Below are 21,869 nucleotides of genomic sequence, written 5' to 3'. Positions count from 1 at the left end.
AAAACACAAAAGTATAGCAGTGCGCCGTAAGGGGCCGCTCGCGCAGGTAAAATGCGCGCCATGGAATCTTTCGATATCGCCGTCATCGGCGCAGGCGCGGCGGGCATGATGTGCGCGGCCGTCGCCGGACAGCGCGGTGCGCGCGTCGTACTCATCGATCATGCGCCACGCCTCGCGGAGAAGATCCGTATCTCGGGCGGCGGGCGTTGCAACTTCACGAATCTTCAAGCGGGCCCAGCGAATTATCTGTCGGCGAATCCGCACTTTTGCCGTTCCGCGCTCGCTCGCTATACGCCGAGAGACTTTCTCGCGCTGCTCAAGACGCACCGTATCAGTTGGCACGAGAAGCACCGCGGCCAATTGTTCTGCGACCATTCGAGCGAATCCATCATCGAGATGCTCAAAGCCGAGTGTGACGCGGGACGTATCGCCTGGCGTCGTCCCGTGGACGTGCAGGGCGTTCGTCGAGGAGAGGACGGCGCGTTCTCGATCGATACGAACGCCGGCGAGATCCGCGCGCGAGCGCTCGTAATCGCAACGGGCGGCTTGTCGATACCGAAGATCGGCGCCACCGATTTCGCCTACCGCATCGCCAAGCAGTTCGGTCACAAACTCGTCGATATGCGGCCGGCCCTCGTGCCGCTCACGTTTTCGTCCGAGCAATGGGCGCCGTTCTCGACGTTGGCGGGTGTCTCGCTCGAAGTCGAGGTTTCCGCCGGGCCCAAGCGCGCGCAGGGCTCGTTCGTCGAGGATTTGCTGTTCACGCACCGAGGTCTGTCGGGCCCAGGCATTTTGCAAGTGTCGAGCTATTGGCAAAGCGGCGAGTCGATTGCAATCGACCTGCTGCCGGGCCGCGACGCGGCCGCCGAATTGCTCGAGGCCAAGGCGAGTGGAGTGAAGCGGCAGATCGGCAACCTATTGGCTCAATGGCTGCCGGCGCGTTTGGCCCAAGCATGGCTGCAAGCGCACGATGTTTCGGCGGAAGCGCGATTATCCGATTTGTCTGATAAAACGTTGCGCCGTCTCGGGGAAGCGTTCTCTCGGTGGACTTTGACGCCGTCCGGCACGGAGGGGTATCGCAAGGCCGAAGTGACGAAGGGCGGCGTGGATACGAAGGAATTGTCCTCATCGTCGATGATGAGCGCGCGCGTGCCGGGGCTCTACTTCATCGGCGAGGCCGTCGACGTGACGGGCTGGCTGGGCGGCTATAACTTTCAGTGGGCGTGGGCTTCCGGCGTGGCGGCCGGCGAGGCCGCATTCGAATTAGCACGAACCGCTTGACAACTTTCGTGTAAATGTGCAGAAGGTCTGCTATACTCCCGGACCTTTGGGGATTTTCATTTTGGAAACATGACGATCATCCGCGTAAAAGAAAACGAGCCCTTCGAAGTCGCGATGCGCCGCTTCAAGCGCACGATCGAGAAGAACGGTCTGCTGACCGAGCTTCGCGCGCGCGAGTTCTATGAAAAGCCCACGTCCGAGCGCAAACGTAAGAAGTCTGCCGCGGTGAAGCGCCACTTCAAGCGCCTGCGCAGCCAGATGTTGCCGAAAAAATTCTACTGATTGTCCCGGCGCCGGTTTGGGCAATCCGCGCGGTTCGCGCGAGCGGTTGCACCGGTGTTCGGTTTTGCGGTGGCATCGGCTTCACGGCCATCCCGAGTCGGCATTCGATTCGGTCGATCGCCTGGTCTTTGTCCCGTATGTGGCGCAGCATGCGCAAAACCCGCTTGAGGAAAGATCCCAAGCGGGTTTTTGCGCTCAGCGCTGCGTTGCATGCATTGGTTATCCCATTCTTTTCTTGCTTCGGGTGAAAGATGAGTCTCAAAGATCGCATCAACGACGATATGAAGGCGGCAATGCGCGCGCGCGAAACGGGCCGCCTTGCCACGATTCGTCTGCTGCTGGCCGCCGTCAAGCAACGTGAAGTGGACGAGCGCGTGACGCTCGACGACGCCGCCGTGACGGCCGTCATCGACAAAATGATCAAGCAACGCAAGGATTCGATCAGCCAATTCGAGGCGGCAGGCCGCACCGATCTCGTCGAACAGGAAAGCGCGGAACTGGCCGTCCTGACCGCTTATATGCCGGCGCAACTGTCGCAGGCGGAGATCGCCGAACAGGTTCAGGCCGCCGTCGCCGAGACGGGAGCCGCGGGCCCGCAAGACATGGGCAAGGTCATGGCCGTGCTCAAAGCGAAGCTCGCCGGCCGCGCCGATATGACGGCGGTGTCCGGGCTCGTGAAAGCCGCATTGGCCAAGTAACGGAAAGCGCGCCGAAGCGCCGCCGCGGTGCGTGCGTCGTATGCATGCGCCCGGGCCGGCCTAGCTTTGCCTCATAGCCTGTGATCCCACACGCCTTTCTTCAGGACCTGCTCAACCGCGTCGATATCGTCGACGTGGTGGGTAAGTACGTCCAGCTCAAGAAGGGCGGTGCGAATTTTATGGGCTTATGTCCGTTCCATAACGAGAAGAGCCCCTCCTTTACGGTGAGCCCAACGAAGCAGTTCTATCACTGCTTCGGTTGCGGCGCGCACGGAACGGCGATCGGCTTTTTGATGGAACATGCGGGGCTGTCGTTTCCCGAGGCCGTGGGCGATCTGGCGCAATCGGTCGGCTTGACGGTGCCGCAGGAGCCGTCGCCTGCGCGCGGCGGATACGGCGGAGAACGGGGCGGCTCGGGTTCCGATCGCTACGCCTCGGCGCCCGTCGACGGCAAAGTGGTTGCCGCGCTGTCCGATCTCATGCAAACCGCGTGCGACTACTACCGGAAAGCGCTACGCGGCGCACCGCAAGCGATCGAGTACCTCAAGAAGCGGGGGCTGACGGGTGAAGTGGCAGCACGATTCGGGCTCGGTTTCGCGCCCGACGGCTGGCAGAACCTCGAAGCGGTCTTCCCCGATTACCGCAACGACGCGCTCGTGGAAGCCGGGCTCGTCATCCTTAGCGAGAAGCTCGATGCGCAGGGCCAGGCCCGCCGCTACGACCGCTTCCGCGAGCGGATCATGTTCCCGATCCGCAACGTCAAGGGGCAGGTAATCGGCTTCGGCGGGCGCGTGCTCGACGGCGGCGAGCCGAAGTATTTGAATTCGCCGGAAACGCCGCTATTTAGCAAGGGAAGCGAGTTGTACGGGCTCTTCGAGGCGCGCTTGGCCATCCGCGAAGCGCACTCGGTGCTCGTCGTCGAAGGGTATATGGACGTCGTCGCGTTGGCGCAGCTCGGTTTTCCGAATGCCGTTGCGACCCTCGGAACCGCGTGTACGCCGATCCACGTGCAAAAGCTGCTGCGTCAGACGGATACGGTCATCTTCAGTTTCGACGGCGACTCGGCCGGCCGGCGCGCGGCGCGTCGAGCCTTGGACGCGTGCCTGCCGCACGCGGCGGACAATCGCACGATCCGCTTCTTGTTTTTGCCGCAGGAGCATGATCCGGATAGCTTCATTCGCGAGTTTGGCAAGGAGGCGTTTTCGGAGCAAATCGCGCGTGCGCTGCCGCTCTCGCAGTTCATGCTGAACGAGGTGCTGGCCGGAAAGGAACTCGATACGCCGGAGGGTAGGGCGCGAGCGCTGTTCGACGCGAAACCGCTGCTGCAAGCGTTGCCGGCGAATGCACTGCGCGCGCAGATCATGCATATGTTCGCCGATCGGCTCGACGTGCCGTTCGAGGAGGTGGCGGCGTTGTGCAACGTCGATACTCGCATTGCGGCGCCGGCGCGGACCGCGCCCGCGCGCAAAGACAGGCGCCGCGTGACGGGTATCGAGGAACGAGCGTTGCGCAATTTGGTCATGTATCCGCGAATCGTTTCGGTGCTCGACGAGGAGAGCGAGGAGAGCCTCTTCAATCAGAGCCACCACGGCGAGTTGTTCGCCGAAGTAGCGACGCACGCGCGTGCACTGGGCGAAGGCGCCGAATTTCGACACCTTTCGGACCTGCTCAGAAATGGGGCCAACGCCGCGACTTTCGAAGAAATCTTCCGCGAAATTCTGGACTATGATGAAAATGCACGCGATTTGTTGCTGCCGGACGCGCAGGACGCCGCGGCGGCCGAGCAGCAGCAAGAGCGCGAGCGCATCGCCGCCGAGGAGTTGCAGGCGGCCATCCTGAAAATCCGCTACGACGCGTGCAGCGAGCGGCTGGAGCGTTTGTCGAGACAGTCGAAGCTGACGCCGGACGAGATCGAACAATTCGCGGAACTGAACCGGCAACGGGCGGACATGAAGCGACAGTTGGGGCTATGAGGGTGCGGGCGGTTTCGGAAGAGGGACTGCGCCGTGTGTGATATAATAAAAGGTTTTCAGCGGTTTAGTTTGTCTTTTCAAAGCAGGGGCGCTGCGGCTGGGGCGAGATAGCGATGGCAAAGACTACGAGCGAAAAGGCGGTTGCGAGACGTGCGAGGGAATCTAGCAAGGGCGGTGCCCGGGATTCCGAAAGGCATACGACGCGGCCGGCGCGCGAAGTTGTTGCTGTTGAATCCGCTGGGGCGTCTGTCGGTAAAAGATCGGCTGCGAGTGCAGCGGAGCGGGCCGGCAAGAGATCGGCAAGCTCGGGGGCTGTGCGAACTTCGGCGGCAGCCGCCGATATGACCAAGGCGGCAAAGACGTCCGCCAAGCCGGAGACGAGGGCCGCCGCCGCGAGGCGGGCCGGCTCGAAAAGCGCAGAGGGCGCGACTGCCACGCCGGACGATTCGGCAGTGCGCGATACCCAAGTATCCACGGTGCAACCGGCTGAAGTCCAGCAGCCGCGAGTCGAGACTATAGCCGGTACGGCGAACTCCATGACGAAAAAGCTGAACGAAGTATCCGTCGATGACGACGCAACCACCCAAGCCGAAGAGCAGCAAGCTACTCCGGGCAAGGGTGAGAAAGCCAAGGCGCGCGATCGTCGCGCGAAGGAAAAGGCGCTGCTGAAGGACGCGTTCGCGTCGACTCAGCCCGGCACGGCGGAGGAGCTCGAAGAGCGCCGCTCGAAGCTGCGCGCGCTGATCAAGCTCGGCAAGGAGCGTGGCTTTCTGACGTATGCGGAAATCAACGACCACTTGCCCGATAACTTCGCCGAAACCGAAGCGATCGAAGGCATCATCAGCACGTTCAACGACATGGGCGTGGCCGTCTACGAGCAGGCCCCCGATGCCGAGACGCTGCTGCTGAACGACAATGCGCCGGCCGTTTCGTCCGACGACGAAGTGGAAGAGGAAGCCGAAGTCGCGCTTTCGACGGTCGATTCGGAGTTCGGCCGCACGACCGACCCGGTCCGTATGTACATGCGGGAAATGGGTACGGTCGAGCTGCTCACGCGCGAAGGCGAAATCGAGATCGCGAAGCGTATCGAAGACGGCCTGAAGCACATGGTGATGGCGATTTCGGCATGCCCGACGACGATCGCCGACATTCTCGCGATGGCTGAGCGTGTCGCGAACGACGAAATCCGTATCGACGAGCTCGTCGACGGCCTCATCGATCCGAACGCGGAAGACACCGATGGCTTCTCGGCACAAGAGGCCGAAGCGATCGAGAACGAGACCGAAGAGGAAGAGGAAGAAGAGGCCGACGAGGAAGAAGAGGACGACGGCACCGCGCAGGCTACGGCCAACGCCGCGCAGCTCGAGGCCCTTAAGCGCACGTCGCTCGAGAAGTTCGCTTTGATCAGCGAATGGTTCGACAAGATGCGTCGCGCGTTCGAGAAGGAAGGCTACAAGTCGAAGTCTTACCTGAAGGCACAAGAGACGATTCAGAACGAGCTGATGTCGATTCGCTTCACGGCGCGTACGGTCGAGCGGCTGTGCGACACGTTGCGTGCGCAAGTGGACGAAGTGCGTCAGGTCGAGCGTCAGATTTTGCACATCGTCGTCGACAAGTGCGGTATGCCGCGTTCGGAGTTCATCGCGCGTTTCCCGAGCAACGAGACCGATCTCGACTGGTCCGAGAAGGTCGTGGCCGAGGGGCATGCGTATAGCGCGATCTTGTCGCGTAACATCCCCGCGATTCGCGAGCAGCAGCAGCGTTTGCTGGATCTGCAGGCGCGTGTGGTCCTGCCGTTGAAGGACTTGAAGGAAACGAACCGCCAGATGGCGGCGGGCGAATTGAAGGCGCGGCAAGCTAAGCGCGAGATGACCGAGGCGAACTTGCGTCTCGTGATTTCGATCGCGAAGAAGTATACGAACCGTGGTCTGCAGTTCCTCGATTTGATCCAGGAAGGCAACATCGGTTTGATGAAGGCCGTGGACAAGTTCGAATATCGTCGCGGCTACAAATTCTCGACGTACGCGACGTGGTGGATTCGTCAGGCCATCACGCGTTCGATCGCCGACCAAGCGCGCACGATCCGTATTCCGGTTCACATGATCGAGACGATCAACAAGATGAACCGTATTTCGCGGCAGATTTTGCAAGAGACGGGTCTCGAGCCCGATCCGGCGACGCTGGCGGAAAAGATGGAGATGCCCGAGGACAAGATCCGCAAGATCATGAAGATCGCGAAGGAGCCGATCTCCATGGAAACGCCGATCGGCGACGACGACGACTCGCATTTGGGTGATTTCATCGAGGATTCGAACACGGTTGCGCCGTCGGACGCCGCGTTGCATGCGAGCATGCGCGATGTCGTGAAGGACGTGCTCGATTCGTTGACGCCGCGCGAAGCGAAGGTGTTGCGCATGCGTTTCGGTATCGAGATGAGCACGGACCACACGTTGGAAGAAGTCGGCAAGCAATTCGACGTCACGCGTGAGCGGATCCGTCAGATCGAAGCGAAGGCGCTGCGCAAGCTGCGTCACCCGAGCCGTTCCGACAAGCTGAAGTCGTTCCTCGAAGGGAACTAATTTCGCGAAAGTCGGTTGGTACGGTAGTGGGGCCCGGCATCGATATGCCGGGCCTTTTTTGTAGGGACGCCACTTAGTGCGCGTTTGTTGAGCTTTTTGCCGGCTTTGCTATTTGCACATAGCGGCATTAGCCGATAGACTCGCAATCTTTCCGCGACGATCACCGCTCGCGGATACCGACATCCGCCACGAACAGAAAAATCGAAACCGTGGCGCGAGACGGGCCGGACGCCGTGCTGGTTGCAGGCAGCGGACTCATAATCCGCCTCCGAAAGGACACCGTGGGTTCGAATCCCACCCGGCCCACCATTTGAAGAATTCCAGTGGGGTCCACAGAGTTGTGCCGTTAGGCATAAAGTGGCCACTTGGACGCGCTATGCTTCATTTCCCCTTGAGCTCCGGGGAGAAAAAATCCGCGAAACTCCTGTCGGAAAAGTCGAGCACGAACCCAGGGCCTCGGACGAAGTCAACGAGGTCATCTACGAAGCGTAGATCGATGGACCGTATCGAGCTAATAGTCTGTCCTCCCAGGCGGACCGCAATTTATCTATTGATGGTTTCCTGGAGTGCCGCGATCTTCGCTAGTAGATTGTCGAACGAAGGCGGGTTTTCGTCGAACATCATAGGCGCCATAGCCCGATAATCCGCGCGCAAGTCCTTGATCCGCGCTTCGTTCGGCATTAGCCGCAGGCTGCCCGGCTTGGCGGTGTCATAGCTCGCCCAACTGGAGCGAAAGAACGTCGTCTTATGCTGGGCGACTTGAGCGAGCAGATCAAAATCTGTCGCTGCGGCGTTGCCTTCGTCGGTGTCGAACACCATCGCGAGGTCGTAATAGTGTCGCGAGAAATATTGCGGCGTAGGCGACTCGGCTGGGCGATGCGCTTCCGCATGGAGCGCGGTGGCCTTCTCCCAAAAGGTACGCCGCGCTGACAGGACGATCACGCTGGTATCGGGATCCTCGAAGAAGTCGGGATAGTCGTCGGCCGCGTAAGGGCGGATGATCTTCGCCGCGGTTGGCCAAGGGTCTCCCCGCGCGCCGAGTTCGAGCTTCACACGTGGCGTAATGTAGGCCATGCCCTCATATCCGGCTGCGGGTAGCGCCGTGGGATAGTGGAAGTTGACTGTCTGGGCGTCGCTAGCGTCGATCTCCAGCGACCACTCGTCGTTGACCGGCTCGCCGAGCTGCTCGACGATCGCAGCGCGCAGCGCTGGGACAAGCTTCTCAGCGATGTGGCGCGTGACGTCGCCGACCAGCGCCTCGATCAGGCGAGCCGACTGCTTCTTGCTGATTGCTTCGTTCTCGGGATCTCGATCGCCGGTATATCCGAGTTCTGCGCGGTCGAACGAAAGGTCGATGTCCTCGGAGAAGCGGCGGATTGCACCGAACGCCTTGGAGAGTGATGTGCCGCCTTTGAAGACCAGACTTGCAGTGGTCCCCTTTGGCAGACCGAAAAGGCGCTTTAGGCACCAACAGACCCAGAAGTCCTTTTCAATGATCGTGTCGGCGACACCCCTGCCGGCGCCCGTCTCCCCGAACAGGGCGGCGCGATCACCGGCGGAGAGGCGGGCAACCTTATCCATTGATATCCGCTCCTGCTGCATTGGCGATCGAGACGAGTGTCGGCCTCATCCAGGCAGGAGCCTGAACTGCGGACGAGGCTAGGGTTTTCTTGTCGGTGGCCGAAAGCCGACGCGAGGCAACCTGCATGACGTCGGCCGCCCGTATGGGGCCGACATGACGGAGAGCCTGCACGACCGTGCCGGCGGCACTGCCGGGCGCGATCAAGTGCTTGGGCGAGGCGTGGCGAAGATCGACGACGCGCTTTCCCAACACAACGCGCCGCGATGGACCATCTGTCAGATATGTACTTCTTGCTGGCACCTGTGTCGTGAGCCCGAGGGCGTTTGCCGCGCGAGCGCCAGATATCTGAACGTGGGACCCGGTCTCACGCGCCAATGCCTGCGCGACGTCGTCTGGCGCCGGCGAAAGCGGGCCGAGCTTCGGATGGACCTTGGGGAAATCGTAAAGGCCGCGGGCCAGACGGCGCAACTTGCCGTTCTTGACTAGCCTGGAAAGCGCCTGATCGACCGCCGCACGGGTTGCCACGTCAAGGAAATCACTGGGCGTGAAAACGCCGCCGCGCCCGGTGCCGCGGGCGCGCCTCATGATTCGATCGGGAACGGATGGAATGGTCGCCTTCATATGTCAGAAAATATCACATGTTTTTCTGACATTCAAGAATCGGATGTATATGGGATGCCGGGCGCCCAGGATGGCCCGCCGGCACGAAACTTGGCTCCTCGCGGTGCCGCCATTTTCGTTCTATACCGTTCCGCCCCCGTGTGGGGGTAGTTCTGGGGATAACCCCGCCATTCCCGAATCGGAATCCCCATGCCGGGCGGGGCGTCCGCATCGGCGATCAGTGACCATCGGTCGTCCCTCGTCCCTTTGCTACCGAGGCAAGAGGTCCAGGTCAGCCAATCTCATTTCGATTGCATTTGCGATCCGTAGATGCTCTGAATTCTCGGCGGAAAAGATCCCGTCGGAGACGCTGACTATGATGGTGCCCCTTTGCGTATCGCGTCCCACGACTGGCACGAGTTCCGCCGCCTCGGGTAGTTCCTCGCGCGCGATCGCTCTCGGAAGGTAAAGCATCCAGCCGGCTCCCGGCCGTTTAGGAAAGACCCGATGCGTGGTGTAGTACATGAGCGGCCCCACCTCTATGCTCGCAGCGCGCGGCCATATCTCGAGTAAGCCGCGCATCAAGCGTTGCATGTTGTTCGCTTGATCGAGCGCGGCTACTTCTTCGAATTGCAGGTAGAGTAGGCAGGTAGGGAGGTCGGGATCGGAGGAAAACGAGACAGAGAACGAACAGCGTCTGCCTTTCTCTTTTCCACTCCAGACGCCCGTTGTCCGATAGCTAGTCGTTGCATCCTTCTCGTCTTGCAATCGAAGGATTTCAAGCGCTTCTGGCGTTGGGCCGTTCTCGTCGAACGCGGCCTGCGCAAGCGACTTTTTCCGTGTAGGAGCAGGCGGATACCAATGTTCGATCGGGAGGCCGAACGGCTCGAGCAGTTGAGTAATTTTCCAGAGGGTGCCGAAATGTTCCTCTCGTGAAGGAAGAATAGGTTGTTGAAGCCGAAAGCTTAGAAAGATGACCATGTCACGGTTGGAGTAAAGAATCAATCGGAAGATTTTCGCGTCGGAAGATGTCTGAAAAATATTTATGGGACATGGGCTGCATGAAATACCAGGTGAGTCTTGCAGGTGGATTGTTCTTGGCAATCGCGCTTTGAATGCGGGCTTGATTGCGCATGCGTTGCACGCCGAAGATCTGGAAAAAGTTTTTCGGAAAACCGGTCTTTTTGTCGAAAAATTGGTCGTACCGGGCCTTCGCTTCTTGTAGGCGGCATTCCGACGATCTGAACCCGTCGAATTCAATATTCATGAATTTCCATTCGGTGAACGGCGCAAAGCCGGTAACGCGGGCTTGGTAGTCACGCGAGATATCGGACATGTGCCACCTTCTCGTGACGAGCCAACCTCTGCGTGGCGGACATTGAGCGTGTGACTCATTGGGAGCCGGTATCGCACGTGCAGCCGACTTCGACTTCAGTTTGCCGGTCTGCAGGCTGTCTGCGTCGGATTGCTCTTTTTCTGCGAGTCCACGGACGGCGCCCCCTATGGCAGTGAGCAATGCCAAGAGCGCAATGGCCGCTTCTTCGAGACGTGAGCGATGTCGCGGGGCCATTACGTGTTCTCCCCTAGTTGCTGGGATTTCTTGCGAAGCACATCCATCAAATCGGCGAAGCGGTCGTCGGGGGAGGCGCCTGGCTCACCTAGCCATGCCTGAATCGCCGCGTTGCGGTGGAAGCCGGGGGCTTCCATTTCGAGACATAGGAAATCTGCGAGCACGTCCTCTCGAATAAGTCCCCAGCGCCTGGCTTCACCGTATGCTCGGGTGAGCTTGTCCAGCAATGCCGGATCGTTCGCGATCCTCGTATCGACGTTGCCGATGTTGTCTCGAACGGCCGTTATGAACCTATGTTCGTCCTCGGTCAAAAAAGCGGTTTGGTGCTCGTGCATATCGTCGGACGTGATTTGGGTGATGTGCCCTGAGTGCGTTGCGACCGATACCGACGCGGGGTACAAGGCGGAGAGCGGATCGCTGCTTGCGGCAACCTCAGTAGCTGCTGAGCATCTTGCGGTTGCTGCGAGCATTTTGATGGACATGCACGGTAGGGTATTGCCACCGCGAAAAAATCGGACTGCCGGCGCGTTGTGCGGCGCATTGTCGGCTGGTCGATGCGGAACAACATGACTTCGCAGCTTGTTGCCGATTCCTTGATGATGACGGTGTAGCGGCGAGGCCGACGGAGGGGTTAGTGCATCACTCTGACCAGGACAGCCCAGGCGCATTCAACGGGCCGTCGCAACACCTTTGATCGAGGAGGTGTTGCATGCGAAAAAGCTCGCTCCGCTTTGGCAGCTCGCCATGAGAGCGTGGCTTGGCTGCATCACCAGGCCGTTCAAAGGTAGGGCATCGCCTCGTCGAAGGTCATTCCGCCGGCAAGGACGGGTATGCGAGCAACACCACATCGCATCGCGATGCGGCTTTGCCCGCTTACCCGAGCCTCAGCGTCTCATCAATCCCATGACCAGCATGACGACGAAGACGATCAGGAAGATGAAGAACAGGATCTTGGCGATGCTTGCTGCGCCGGCGGCGATTCCGCCGAAGCCGAACGCCGCGGCAACGATGGCGATGATGAAAAATATCAGAGCGTAGTACAGCATGATGTCCCTCCGTTCCGGTTCCATTTGATTGATGTGCTTGATCCCAAGCAAGCCGTGTTCCCCCCGTCTATTTGTCCGTTTGAAACGAGTACAGCGCTGGCATAATGCCCTTAGTGCAGCGCTCAAAATCGGGGTCGCGGCCGATTAGATTTTTCCTCTGTTTTATCAGACCTTAATCGTGATCCGAAGGTCTCGAAGTTCTGGAAGTCCTCGTAATGAAACCGGCAAGTAATTCCTGGTGGTCACGAATCGGCAGGTACGTGACGTTCGGCGTGATCGTGGCACTGCTTGCGGCAGCGCTGGTGTGGTTCCAATGGCAACAGCGCGAGCGCTCCATCCAAGGCCGTCTTTCCTTGACAGGCGTAACGAACGAGATGCGAAACGATTCGTCGGCGTGGACGCGCGACGAAAAAGACGCGTCGATCGTGTTGCGCGATATCGAGCGGCACCATGTCGTCGCAATCGGTGCGGGCCGGAACGCCATCCTGGTCTCGACGACGGACGGCCGAAAGTATTTTGTCGCGGACCAAAACGCTGCCTTCGCGAGCGCCTTGATGCCCACGATCATGAAAGCGGCGAGCGACTCGTCGTTTCAACTGATCATGCTGCCGGACGTCGACGTCAATATCGGCGCGATGCGCTGGTCCGATGTCCTGGACCGAACACGCGATGCATTGACTCTTCTCTTCCCGGTTCTCATGATGGGCGGCCTTGTTTGGTTCATGCGCCGCGAGATGAAAGGTGGTGCGAGCCTGCTTCAGCAATCGCCCGGATTGAGCTTTGACGATGTGATCGGCGCCGGCGAAGCGAAAGCCGCCCTCGCCGACGTCAAGGCCTGGCTGACCAATCCGATGCAGTTCACCGGCATGGGGGTGCGCGCGCCTGGCGGCGTGTTGATGACGGGCGGTCCCGGTGTCGGCAAGACGCGCCTCGCACAAGCGCTTGCCGGCGAATGCGGGGCGAATTTCATCGCCATCACCGGAAGCTACTTCAGTGCGAAGTATTACGGTGTGGGTATCCAGAAAGTCAAACACCTGTTCGAGCTCGCCCGCAAGAACGCGCCGACCGTCATCTTCATCGACGAAGCCGATGGTCTCGGCAAGCGCACCGATGCCGGTGCGGGTCCCGTCGAAGCAGAGAGCAATCGCATCATCAATCAGTTGCTTGCGGAGATGGACGGCTTCGAATCAAACGCGGGCGTGATCGTGGTCGCTGCGACGAACCACCCGGATAATCTCGATGAAGCGCTGCGCCGGCCGGGCCGTTTCGATCGCACGGTGCAGGTCCGCCTTCCCGACCTCCAGGATCGCGAGCACATCCTGCGGTTTTACGCCGCTAAACTGAAATCGAAGGCGGACGATTTCGATTTCGAGCAGCTCGCGCGGCTGACGACGGGCTTGTCGCCCGCAGCGCTCTCGACGATCGTCAATCAGGCGGGCCTGATTGCGCGTAAATGCGGCGACGACAAAGTTAGGTCGACGCACTTCATCGAGGCGATCAAGATTGCGCGCATCGGCGACGTGAACGGTGCTGAACGCGCGCTGGCGGACGACGAGCGTACGCGTATCGCGGTCCATGAAGCGGGCCATGGTCTCGTCGCTGCATTGCTCGGCACGGGCGTGCTCGAGGAGATTACGATCTTGCCGCGAGGCGGCGCACTCGGCGTGGCGCTGGTGACCAAGCGCCAGGACAAGCATCTCTATCGCGAGACGGAAATGCGCAATGAGATCCAAGTGCTTCTCGGCGGGCGGAACGCGGAATTGCTGGTTCTCTCGGAGGCGTCGAGCGGCGCTGCGCAGGATCTGCAGGAGGCATCGCGAATCAGCCTCGACATGGTTTCAAAGTTCGGATTCAACGTCGACGGCAATCTGTTCAGCCTCTCCGCGCTCCCGCAGCAATATGCCGGTTTGCAACTGAAGAATGCGATCCAGCACGCGAATACCCTGCTAAAGGAATTGAACGACGAGTGCTACTCGCTGCTTCGCGCAAACGAGCCGGTGCTTCGTGCGATTGCGGACCGGTTACTCGAGCGGGAGACTGTGGCGGGGGAAGCCGTCTATCGCCTGATCGAAGACCACGCGGCAGCCGTGAAGAGAACGCAGCGGGTATTGACGGCGTAGCGTTGGGCCGTGGCCCTATGCGGAGTTAGCGGCTCTCGATCTGCGGGTTCGGGTTCGATCGCACCGGAGTGTCAGAATTTCCGTGTTCAAGGCGGGGTTGAGATTCACACGAACGGTCGAACGGTTGTAGGCCCATCGCTCCGATAACCTTCATGATCGTCGCGAATTCGGCGTTTCCCTTTTTGGGCAGCGCGCGGTACAACGCCTCACGCGCGATACCCGATTCGCGCGCTAGTGCCGTCATACCGCGTGCCTTGGTAATATCGCCGAGTGATACCTGGATCTCTACCGGGTCTCCGCCTTCGAACGCATGCGCGAGATACAGTCGGTAGTCATTTTCATCCTTCAAGTACTTCGACGCGTCGAACTCCGCCAACTCGCTGACTTTCATGTCAAAACTCCAACTCTTTAGCGATGACCTTAGCGTGTTTGATGTCTGAGGCCTGCGATCTGGCCGGCTATGGTGATTGAGTGACACGATCGATCCCGGGCGCCGGGGAAGAACAGGACCAACGGAAGCGCATTTCCTCCGGCACTAGCGTGAACCGTGCGACATTGAACTTATGCGTGACCAGCATTTCCAGGCAGGCGCGACGATCAGCATAATCGATTCACGAACTCGGCCGAGAGAGCCTCGGGGCGAAGCCTTCTGCCGCTGTGGTAAGGCGCACATATCTCTCTCCCCCGTCAAGTCCGAGTAGCCCACACCCGGGACGGATGAAGTGCCGCTTGCCGGTTCGGCGGCCACGAGTGCTACGACGATGATCTTCACTACCGAGGCAAAAGGTCTCGATCAGCTAAGCGAATTTCAATTGCGTTCGCGACTTTCACATGATCGGCGTTGTCGATGGAAAAGACGTCATTGGAGACGCTGACGATAATGGTGCCTTTTTGCCTACCGCTTTCCATGACGGGCACCAGTTCTGCAGCTTCGGGCACTTCGTGCCTTGCAATTGCTTTCGGCAAATAGAGCATCCAGCCAGCGCCTGGCCGTTTCGGAAAAACTTGGTGCGCGGTGTAGTACCTGAACGGGCCGACTTGAATGTTGGCAGCGAGAGGGCATATGTCTAGCAATCCAAGCATCAATTGCTGCATGTTCCGAGTGTCATCGAGCGCTTGTACCTCGTCGAATTGCAGATTAAACAGACAGATTGGGAGGCTGGGATCAGACGAAAACGAGACAGAGAGCGCACCGCCTATTCCTTTTTCGTTGCCGCTCCACACGCCTGTTCTTCGATAGTTGGTCATTCCGTCCTTCTCGTCTTGAACCCGCTGAATCTCGAGTGCCGTTGAGGTTGGGCCGTTATGATCGAACGCAGCGTGCACGAGAGACTTTTTGCGCGTTCGTGCCGGTGGGCGCCAAATGTCAATTGGAAGGCCGAATGGCTGGAGCAGTTGGGCGATTTCCCACAGGGTGCCGAAATGCTCCTCTCGCGAGGGGAGGATAGGTCGTTGAAGCTGGAAGGCTAGGGAAATGAACATGTTACGGACGCAGTGAGGATTCAATGGGAAGCTTCTCGTGAGAGAATATTTTCGAGAAATAATCGTGGGAAACAGGTTGCATGAAATGCCAAGTCAGTCGTGCTGGTGGATTAGTTTCGACGATCTTACTTTGAATGCGCGCTTGGTTAAGCATGCGAGGTACGCCGAAAATTGCGAAGAACTTCTTTGGTAGGCCAGTTCGGGCGTCAAAAAATTGATCGTACCGAGCCTTCGCTTCCTGAAGCTTGCATTCCGGCGCGCGAAAACCGTCGAATTCGATATTTTCGAATTTCCATTCGGTAAATGGCGCGAAGCCAGTAATACGGGCCTGGTAATCACGGGAGATAAAAAATACCGAATATCCGCGTCGCCGTAACTCTGTATTAGTTTGATTCAATAATGCGGCGGTACTCTTCACTGCATCAAAATTGGGACGAAGGGAAGTGCACTGGATGACCAGAGCGTCGACCTCGCATCGTGGCCGCTTAAGGCTCGTGATATGCGAGATTCGATCGAAGACGCAGTGTGGCTGGCTCGGCCAAACGCATGAGGCGCGAGACTTGAGCTGACGCCCGTCGAGAGGGTCGGGCAAAACCGACCGAAGGCATAGCCAAGGGCTGTTGCGCGCTGCCGCTAAGGCAGCAATTGTGCAGCGACGCGTATTTGATCGTTCGCAAGCGCTGGGGCAAACGCTTCCAGATCATCTGCGGTCAGGCCGATTGGCGCGGACTGAGCTATCGCTCTCCAATTGCGTATCGCCGCGCACACTTCGCCGAGTACGCGGTTGGCCTGGTCCTCCGATAGCCGGAAGTAGGACGCTACGCCCAGCATGTTCCTAATGGAATGGACCGGACCAGAATCGCCGGTCAGCCATAGCTTCAATTTGGGGTCTTTGTCCGGGAAGGGGTTGACGTCGAAGGCCGGCGCGAGTCGCCGCCATAACTCTTCGAGGTCTCGTTTCGGGTCGACGCAACGCGTCTCGATGATGTCGGCGATCTGCGAGTAGGCGTGGTCCTCGGTACGAGATGCTTGAAGCATGGAGCCCGCCGACAGGTACGGAATGCGTGCCCCGCCTTCAACGCGGCCGAATCGTCCATACGCTGCGCGTCTCACTGAATGCAGATGAGATTCAAATCGACCGTCCGGCGAAATACGCTTCGGTTCAGCCACGGCACGAACGTGTACTCGTAATAGGCGTGGGTGGAAATGTGGATCCAGTGACTCAAGACGTTCGACATGGCGCTGACCTATCAATCTCGCCGCCTTAGCGACCGCGTCGCGGTAGACGGATTGGCCGTGTATCGGCCATGAAAGAAGGGTAGGTCCGCTGCGCCCGCGATGCCATTCTACGAAGGGTTCAGGCGCACGCCTGAAAAAGCATATGGCCTACATACTCGCGTATATCCGTAGTAGGCCCTAGCGCGACGCGGCATCAGCAGCGCGGGATCGAGAATCGATCCGCGGCGCGTCCGTTCGACAGCAGGCACATGATCGGCACGTGGCGTGTGACGCCCGCGAGCTTGCCGAGCGCGACGCGTCGTGCGCGCCCTTGCCGGACCTTGACCGAGGAGCCCCGCCGGTTCCGATAAGGACGGTGAACGCGGCATCGCGGAGATTGAGTAGACATGGTGCCTTTCCCGGAAGGAAGCAACGATACGAAAAACACTGAACGCAATAGCTGATTCGGCGCCGGCTTTCGGATCTTGATTCTCCAGCGTGAATGCCCGCAGTGAGCGAGGCGAGCAAGTCGAGCAGTGATAAGCCCAAGATATAAGAGCGGCGCTCGAGGCTCAAATCTACGAACAGGTGATCCCGCTAGGACGATGGTGTCAGTCGATCATCCTTTCGTATAGGGTGCGGGGCAATACGTTCGTATAGTGCCTGTTCCGCCCTCGGCGTTCTAGACTGCCTTCATGGGAGCGATTCAGACGAGGACGTCATCGCTCGATCACGCTGCTTTGCCCAACTCGGCGAGGATCGTCGCATGAGTACCGGCCGAACCGTATCGATCGTCGACGATGATGAGGCTGTCCGTTTGGCTGTCGCGAGCCTGGTCCGTTCGATGGGCTGGGAGGCGGATCTGTTCGCGTCGGCGGAGCAATTGCTGGCGTCCCCGCACTTGGGCGACACGACGTGCTTGATCTCGGACGTGCGCATGCCGGGCATGTCCGGCACGGTCTTGCATGACCGGCTGGTGCAACTCGGCTATGCGATACCGACCGTTTTCGTCACCGCATTCCCAACGCCCGAGCTGTGCGCAAAAGTCGGGACCGACGGTATCCTCGCGGTTATCGAAAAGCCCGTCGATGCGCAAGCGATGGCGTATTGGCTCAACGCGGCATTGAACCGGCCGTGACGCTCGAGGCCGGCGGCCCGACGTGAAGCACTTCGGCTTTTCGAACGAGGTCGGCCACCGAACGTGCGGCCATTTTCTTCATGACCTGCCCGCGATAAATCTTGACGGTGATTTCACTGAGGTTCATCGCCGACGCGATTTGCTTGTTCAACATACCCGTCACGACGAATCCGAGGACCTCGCGTTCGCGCGGCGTGAGCGATTCATAGGATGCGCGCAGGGCGGCGCATGATCGATCGGCCGCGAGCCTTTCGCCGTCTCGCGCGAGCGCGTTGGACACCGCATCGAGCATGTCCTGCTCGCGAAACGGCTTGGCCAGGAAATCGACGGCACCCGCCTTCATGGCCTTCACCGTCATGGCGATGTCGCCGTGTCCCGTCATGAAAACGATCGGCATCTGCAAGCCGTTTCTCGCGAGTTCGTCCTGAAACGCCAAGCCGCTCTCGCCTCGCAACCGAACGTCGAGCACGAGACAGCACGGCGCGTCGAATTTCGGGAATGCGAGGAATGCTTGCGACGAGTCGAACAGCTCGACGCGCAATCCGATCGAGCGAAACAAACTGCCGAGCGCCAGGCGCATCGATTCGTCGTCGTCCAACACGTAGACGACAGGCCGGCTTTCGCCCGTCGCACCCACGGTCAGCCTTTCATTCGAACCCAAGCTCATCCCGTTCCTCGCCTCTCATAAGGGTCGAATCCCCAGAGCCGAACTTTCGTTTCGTTTATCGGTCTGCTGTCGAACGTAGCCTTTTCGAAAAGCATTTTACGCTCGGCAAGGCGATGATCGCAGGTGCATTTGATGCCTGAAATGCGGGTTGGACCGCGCTCGCCATTGCGTATCGCGCTTGCGTTGGCGTTGTTGCGGCTCAATGCGAGATCGTGTCGTCAGGGTAATTCCCGCTCACCCGTTGGCCGCAGCAGGCGCCATCATGAATGCGGAATATTTGCACCGGGCAGGTGTGAGCGATATCGAGGCGGCATTGAAAACGATGTCAATCTGCCCTCGCCGGGGCCGGCGCCGGCGAGGGTTAAGGGGCCGGTTTCCGGCTCGGATATGGGTGTTCTCGTGCCTGGCCTGGATTGCGGCGGCACAAGGTGCGCCGATATTGCCGGTGCCGGCTGACCCGATCGCCGGTACGCCGGCCGCCGGTGCGCTGGCCGCCGAATCTTCGAGCTTGGCCGAAGCGAAGCGCGTCGTCGCCGCCGCTGAGCAATCCGGCGCGCCTTGGATGGGCCCGCGCAGCGGGCCGCGCGCCCAACCAGGTAAACGCATTGCGATCGTCGCGGAGGATTTGCGCAACGGTGGAATCGTCGGCGTAATCGACGGCGTGGTGGAGGCGGCAGAAGCGATCGGCTGGAGCGTCAAGATTTTCGACTCGGCAGGCGTGCCCGATCAGCGCGTCAAGATGTTGTCGACGGCGCTGGCCAGTCGTCCGGACGGATTGATCCTTGCGGGCGGCGATGCGCACACGCTGTTGCCCGGACTGCGGCCGTTCGCAAAGCGGGCCATTCCGATCGTCGGCTGGCACGTCGCCGCCAAGGCCGGTCCGGTGCCCGGCACGCCCGTGGCGATCAACGTATCGACGGATCCGCTCGAGGTCGCACGCGTGACGGCACTCGCGGCTATCGTCCAGTCCGGCGGACATGCGGGCGTCGTCGTTTTTACCGACTCCAATTTCCAAGTGGCGCAAGACAAAGCGGATGAAATGGCTGCGGTCATTCGTTCGTGCAGCGGTTGCACGCTGCTTGCCGTGCGCGACGTCGCGATTTCGCGTAGCGCGGAACTCATGCCGGCGCTCACGCGAGCATTACTCGCGCAATATGGAAAGCGCTGGACGTACGCACTCGCGATCAACGACATTTACTTCGACTACGCGGTGCCGGCGCTGACCCAGGCTGGCGAATCGAGCCATGACTTGGCCATGCTTTCCGCCGGTGACGGCAGCGAATCCGCTTTTCTGCGAATCAGGACTAGGACGTTCCAGACGGCCACTGTGGCCGAACCGCTCAACCTGCAAGGCTGGCAGATGATCGATGAGATGAATCGGCTGTTGGCCGGCGATCGCGTCACAGGCTACGTTTTTCCGGTGCATCTCGTGACCGGGGATAACGTCGCCGCGGACGGCGGCGATCGTCTGCTCTACGATCCGGCCAACGGCTATCGCGACATCTATCGCCACATTTGGCAACGTCCGTGAAACCACCGCTTCCGCAATCGCTCACCGCTCAGTTTGCGCTCGTCGCTTCGTGCCTCGCGGCCCTCGTGATCGTCATGGGGGCGACCGCCGTTTATTCGCTGACGGGATCGGCGCATGCGCTGCGCCAGTTGGCCGACGATCGGCTGATGCGTCTGCAGGACGCGCAGGACTTGGCGCAGCAAACGGTGACGATCGAGCGTATGACGTTGCAATTGGCGAGCGAGGATACCGCCGGGGCGGTGCGGGAGGCGCAACGTCAAATCATCGACCGGCTCGCGTCTTTCGACGACGTGGTCGATCGTTTGGCCTCGGCGCCCTCCACGCGTCAGGACGTCGGCATCGACGCGCTGGCGCTGCATCGGTCGAGTCAGCGCTTTCGAAATACGGTCAACATCGCAGCCCAGGTACGCGAAAGCGCGCTGACCACGCGAACCGAAGCAGCGCCCGATGCTTCGTTGGGCGCCTTGGACCGCGATTTGCGCCGCCAGGCCGAATCCCTGGCAGCGACCGCACGCGAGCAGTCGGCCCAGCTCACGCGCGAATATCGCAGCGCGGTGCAGCGCCTGGCCGACAACGCGGAGCGCACGCGTGCATGGATCTTGGGCGACGCCGCCGTGAGCCTATTGCTGGCCTGGTTGATCGCCGATGTCTTTCTGGGCCGTCACGTCGTCGCGCGGTTGCGCAAAGTCAGTTATTTCCTGCGCCAGGGCCATCTCGACGACGGGCAGACGGGCGTGCCCGTGGCAGGGCGAGACGAAATCGCCGATATGGCCAGGGCCGTCGAGCAGTTCCTCGAAGACCGGCGCCGTCGCGGGCAGGTCGAGGAGGCGCTGAGAGTGCTGAACCTGGAACTCGAAGGCCGTGTTGCCGGACGCACCGCGGAACTGAGCAAGGCGCTTGCCGGCCGGGAAGCCGAGATCGTCGAGCGGCAGCATGCCGAAGAGGCGCTGCGAGCGAGCGAGCACTTCCTGAACAGCATCGTCGAAAACATCCCGGACATGATTTTCGTCAAGGATGCCGCGACCCTGCGTTTCGTGCGCCTGAACAAGGCAGGCGAGCAACTGCTCGGCTATCGGCGCGAGGAGTTGCTCGGCAAGTCCGTTCACGACTTGTTCCCTGCAAAGGAGGCCGACTTTTTCGCCGTCAAGGACCGCGACGTGCTCGAATCGCGACAGAGGGTCGATATCCCCGAGGAGCCCGTTCTGACAAGACATGGGCAGCGCTTCGTGCATACTATGAAGATTCCGATCGTCGACGTGCGCGGCGTGCCCCGGTTCTTGCTGGGCATCTCCCGCGACATCACCGAGCAAAAACGCGCGCAAGCCGCACTTGACGAGAGCGAGCGGCGCTACCGCGAGGTACAAACGGCGCTGGCCCATGCCAATCGCGTCGTCACGATGGGGCAGCTCACGGCCACCATCAGCCATGAGATCAAACAGCCGATCGCGGCCACCGCCACCAATGCTCAGGCCGGCTTGCTGTGGCTGCGTGCGCAGCCGCCCAATCTAGACGAAGTGAGGCAAGCGTTCGATCGCATCAACAAGGATATGAAGCGGGCCAGCGAGGTGTTGAACCGAATCCACGGCCTTGTGAAGAACGCGCCGCCTTCGATGGAGCGCTTGCAGATCAACGAAGCGATCAGCGATGTCGTTGCGTTCATGCAAGGAGAGATCGTGAAGCACGGCGTGCACGTGCGCATCGAGCTCGATCGGCAATTGCCTGACGTCGAAGCCGATCGGGTCGCACTACAGCAGGTGATGCTCAATCTGATCATGAACGCGGTCGAGGCCATGACCGCCGTTCATGAAGGGGCGAGAGAATTGACCATTTGCACGGGCTTGCACGATTCGGGCGCGGTTCTCGCCTCGGTGTGCGATACCGGGCCAGGCGTGGCACCGGTCGCCGCCGAGCGGCTCTTCGAGCCGTTTTATACGTCGAAAGCGGGCGGCATGGGGATGGGATTGTCGATCTGCCGATCGATCGTGGAAGCGCACGGCGGGCGCTTGTGGGCGAGTGCGAATGCGCCCACCGGCGCGGTGTTTCAGTTCATCGTGCCGGTTGCTCAGGCCGAAACGAGCGCGTAGCGCTCGGAAGCGGCCCGT

General features: G+C 60.3%; 21 protein-coding genes and 1 tRNA gene. 10 read left to right on the top strand and 12 right to left on the bottom strand.

What is annotated here, in order from left to right; genetic code table 11:
- Nucleotides 1-60 precede the first annotated feature (60 nt).
- From C0Z18_RS19375 to C0Z18_RS19350, 6 genes are all read left to right on the top strand, one after another.
- Nucleotides 61-1,281, top strand: a complete 1,221-nt coding sequence (locus tag C0Z18_RS19375; RefSeq protein WP_102647140.1) for a BaiN/RdsA family NAD(P)/FAD-dependent oxidoreductase — start codon at nucleotides 61-63, stop codon at nucleotides 1,279-1,281.
- 69 nt (nucleotides 1,282-1,350) lie between these two features.
- Nucleotides 1,351-1,563 (top strand): 30S ribosomal protein S21, encoded by a 213-nt coding sequence (gene rpsU, locus C0Z18_RS19370; RefSeq protein ID WP_102647046.1) that lies wholly within the window; start codon nucleotides 1,351-1,353, stop codon nucleotides 1,561-1,563.
- 251 nt (nucleotides 1,564-1,814) lie between these two features.
- Nucleotides 1,815-2,261, top strand: a complete 447-nt coding sequence (locus C0Z18_RS19365) for a GatB/YqeY domain-containing protein (RefSeq protein ID WP_102647045.1) — start codon at nucleotides 1,815-1,817, stop codon at nucleotides 2,259-2,261.
- 80 nt (nucleotides 2,262-2,341) lie between these two features.
- On the top strand, nucleotides 2,342-4,234 hold the full coding sequence (dnaG, locus tag C0Z18_RS19360; RefSeq protein WP_102647044.1) for a DNA primase: 1,893 nt from the start codon (nucleotides 2,342-2,344) through the stop codon (nucleotides 4,232-4,234).
- A gap of 341 nt (nucleotides 4,235-4,575) precedes the next feature.
- Nucleotides 4,576-6,813, top strand: a complete 2,238-nt coding sequence (gene rpoD, locus C0Z18_RS19355; RefSeq protein ID WP_408647067.1) for an RNA polymerase sigma factor RpoD — start codon at nucleotides 4,576-4,578, stop codon at nucleotides 6,811-6,813.
- A 221-nt stretch (nucleotides 6,814-7,034) separates the two neighbouring features.
- A tRNA-Ile gene (locus C0Z18_RS19350) sits at nucleotides 7,035-7,122 on the top strand.
- A 234-nt stretch (nucleotides 7,123-7,356) separates the two neighbouring features.
- Here C0Z18_RS19350 and C0Z18_RS19345 read toward each other — a convergent pair.
- The 6 genes from C0Z18_RS19345 to C0Z18_RS19320 form a co-directional block, all read right to left on the bottom strand.
- Nucleotides 7,357-8,394, bottom strand: a complete 1,038-nt coding sequence (locus tag C0Z18_RS19345; RefSeq protein ID WP_102647042.1) for a nucleotidyl transferase AbiEii/AbiGii toxin family protein — start codon at nucleotides 8,392-8,394, stop codon at nucleotides 7,357-7,359.
- Nucleotides 8,387-9,016 carry a DUF6088 family protein gene (locus tag C0Z18_RS19340; protein WP_233217395.1) on the bottom strand — a complete coding sequence of 210 codons (630 nt, stop codon included), beginning with the start codon at nucleotides 9,014-9,016 and terminating at the stop codon, nucleotides 8,387-8,389. Before C0Z18_RS19340 ends, C0Z18_RS19345 begins: the two co-directional genes overlap by 8 nt.
- A gap of 249 nt (nucleotides 9,017-9,265) precedes the next feature.
- Entirely contained in the window at nucleotides 9,266-9,976 is a 711-nt protein-coding gene (locus C0Z18_RS19335; protein WP_102647040.1) for an Imm52 family immunity protein, read from the bottom strand.
- 1 nt (nucleotide 9,977) lies between these two features.
- The gene (locus C0Z18_RS19330) at nucleotides 9,978-10,565 is read right to left on the bottom strand and encodes a restriction endonuclease fold toxin 5 domain-containing protein (RefSeq protein WP_102647039.1); all 588 of its coding nucleotides are present in this window, start codon (nucleotides 10,563-10,565) and stop codon (nucleotides 9,978-9,980) included.
- Entirely contained in the window at nucleotides 10,565-11,047 is a 483-nt protein-coding gene (locus tag C0Z18_RS19325; RefSeq protein ID WP_102647038.1) for a hypothetical protein, read from the bottom strand. The genes C0Z18_RS19330 and C0Z18_RS19325 overlap by 1 nt, the downstream gene beginning before the upstream one ends.
- A gap of 402 nt (nucleotides 11,048-11,449) precedes the next feature.
- The gene (locus tag C0Z18_RS19320) at nucleotides 11,450-11,611 is read right to left on the bottom strand and encodes a DUF1328 domain-containing protein (protein ID WP_102647037.1); all 162 of its coding nucleotides are present in this window, start codon (nucleotides 11,609-11,611) and stop codon (nucleotides 11,450-11,452) included.
- A 215-nt stretch (nucleotides 11,612-11,826) separates the two neighbouring features.
- Between C0Z18_RS19320 and C0Z18_RS19315 the strand changes: the two genes are divergently transcribed.
- Nucleotides 11,827-13,731, top strand: a complete 1,905-nt coding sequence (locus tag C0Z18_RS19315) for an AAA family ATPase (protein WP_102647036.1) — start codon at nucleotides 11,827-11,829, stop codon at nucleotides 13,729-13,731.
- 25 nt (nucleotides 13,732-13,756) lie between these two features.
- Here the strand turns inward: C0Z18_RS19315 and C0Z18_RS19310 are convergent, their stop codons facing one another.
- From C0Z18_RS19310 to C0Z18_RS32740, 5 genes are all read right to left on the bottom strand, one after another.
- The gene (locus C0Z18_RS19310) at nucleotides 13,757-14,122 is read right to left on the bottom strand and encodes an addiction module antidote protein (protein WP_102647035.1); all 366 of its coding nucleotides are present in this window, start codon (nucleotides 14,120-14,122) and stop codon (nucleotides 13,757-13,759) included.
- Nucleotides 14,123-14,502: 380 nt separating this feature from the next.
- Nucleotides 14,503-14,979, bottom strand: coding sequence for an Imm52 family immunity protein (locus C0Z18_RS19305; RefSeq protein ID WP_233217394.1), 477 nt, complete (start codon nucleotides 14,977-14,979; stop codon nucleotides 14,503-14,505).
- A gap of 235 nt (nucleotides 14,980-15,214) precedes the next feature.
- On the bottom strand, nucleotides 15,215-15,631 hold the full coding sequence (locus C0Z18_RS19300) for a restriction endonuclease fold toxin 5 domain-containing protein (protein ID WP_233217393.1): 417 nt from the start codon (nucleotides 15,629-15,631) through the stop codon (nucleotides 15,215-15,217).
- 215 nt (nucleotides 15,632-15,846) lie between these two features.
- On the bottom strand, nucleotides 15,847-16,383 hold the full coding sequence (locus C0Z18_RS19295) for a hypothetical protein (RefSeq protein ID WP_158244264.1): 537 nt from the start codon (nucleotides 16,381-16,383) through the stop codon (nucleotides 15,847-15,849).
- 262 nt (nucleotides 16,384-16,645) lie between these two features.
- The gene (locus C0Z18_RS32740) at nucleotides 16,646-16,840 is read right to left on the bottom strand and encodes a hypothetical protein (RefSeq protein ID WP_146014050.1); all 195 of its coding nucleotides are present in this window, start codon (nucleotides 16,838-16,840) and stop codon (nucleotides 16,646-16,648) included.
- Between the two features lie 357 nt (nucleotides 16,841-17,197).
- Between C0Z18_RS32740 and C0Z18_RS19290 the strand changes: the two genes are divergently transcribed.
- On the top strand, nucleotides 17,198-17,569 hold the full coding sequence (locus tag C0Z18_RS19290; RefSeq protein ID WP_102647032.1) for a response regulator transcription factor: 372 nt from the start codon (nucleotides 17,198-17,200) through the stop codon (nucleotides 17,567-17,569).
- Here C0Z18_RS19290 and C0Z18_RS19285 read toward each other — a convergent pair.
- On the bottom strand, nucleotides 17,544-18,236 hold the full coding sequence (locus C0Z18_RS19285) for a response regulator transcription factor (RefSeq protein WP_102647031.1): 693 nt from the start codon (nucleotides 18,234-18,236) through the stop codon (nucleotides 17,544-17,546). The genes C0Z18_RS19290 and C0Z18_RS19285 overlap by 26 nt on opposite strands.
- Before the next feature lie 391 nt (nucleotides 18,237-18,627).
- Between C0Z18_RS19285 and C0Z18_RS19280 the strand changes: the two genes are divergently transcribed.
- Nucleotides 18,628-19,767, top strand: coding sequence for a substrate-binding domain-containing protein (locus C0Z18_RS19280; RefSeq protein WP_233217392.1), 1,140 nt, complete (start codon nucleotides 18,628-18,630; stop codon nucleotides 19,765-19,767).
- Entirely contained in the window at nucleotides 19,764-21,851 is a 2,088-nt protein-coding gene (locus C0Z18_RS19275) for an ATP-binding protein (RefSeq protein ID WP_102647030.1), read from the top strand. The genes C0Z18_RS19280 and C0Z18_RS19275 overlap by 4 nt, the downstream gene beginning before the upstream one ends.
- Nucleotides 21,852-21,869 lie beyond the last annotated feature (18 nt).

This window comes from Trinickia dabaoshanensis (assembly GCF_002879885.1).
Classification (GTDB): Bacteria; Pseudomonadota; Gammaproteobacteria; order Burkholderiales; family Burkholderiaceae; genus Trinickia; species Trinickia dabaoshanensis.
Note: the sequence above shows the minus strand (reverse complement) of the source record. Positions and strands in the feature narration are given on the sequence as shown.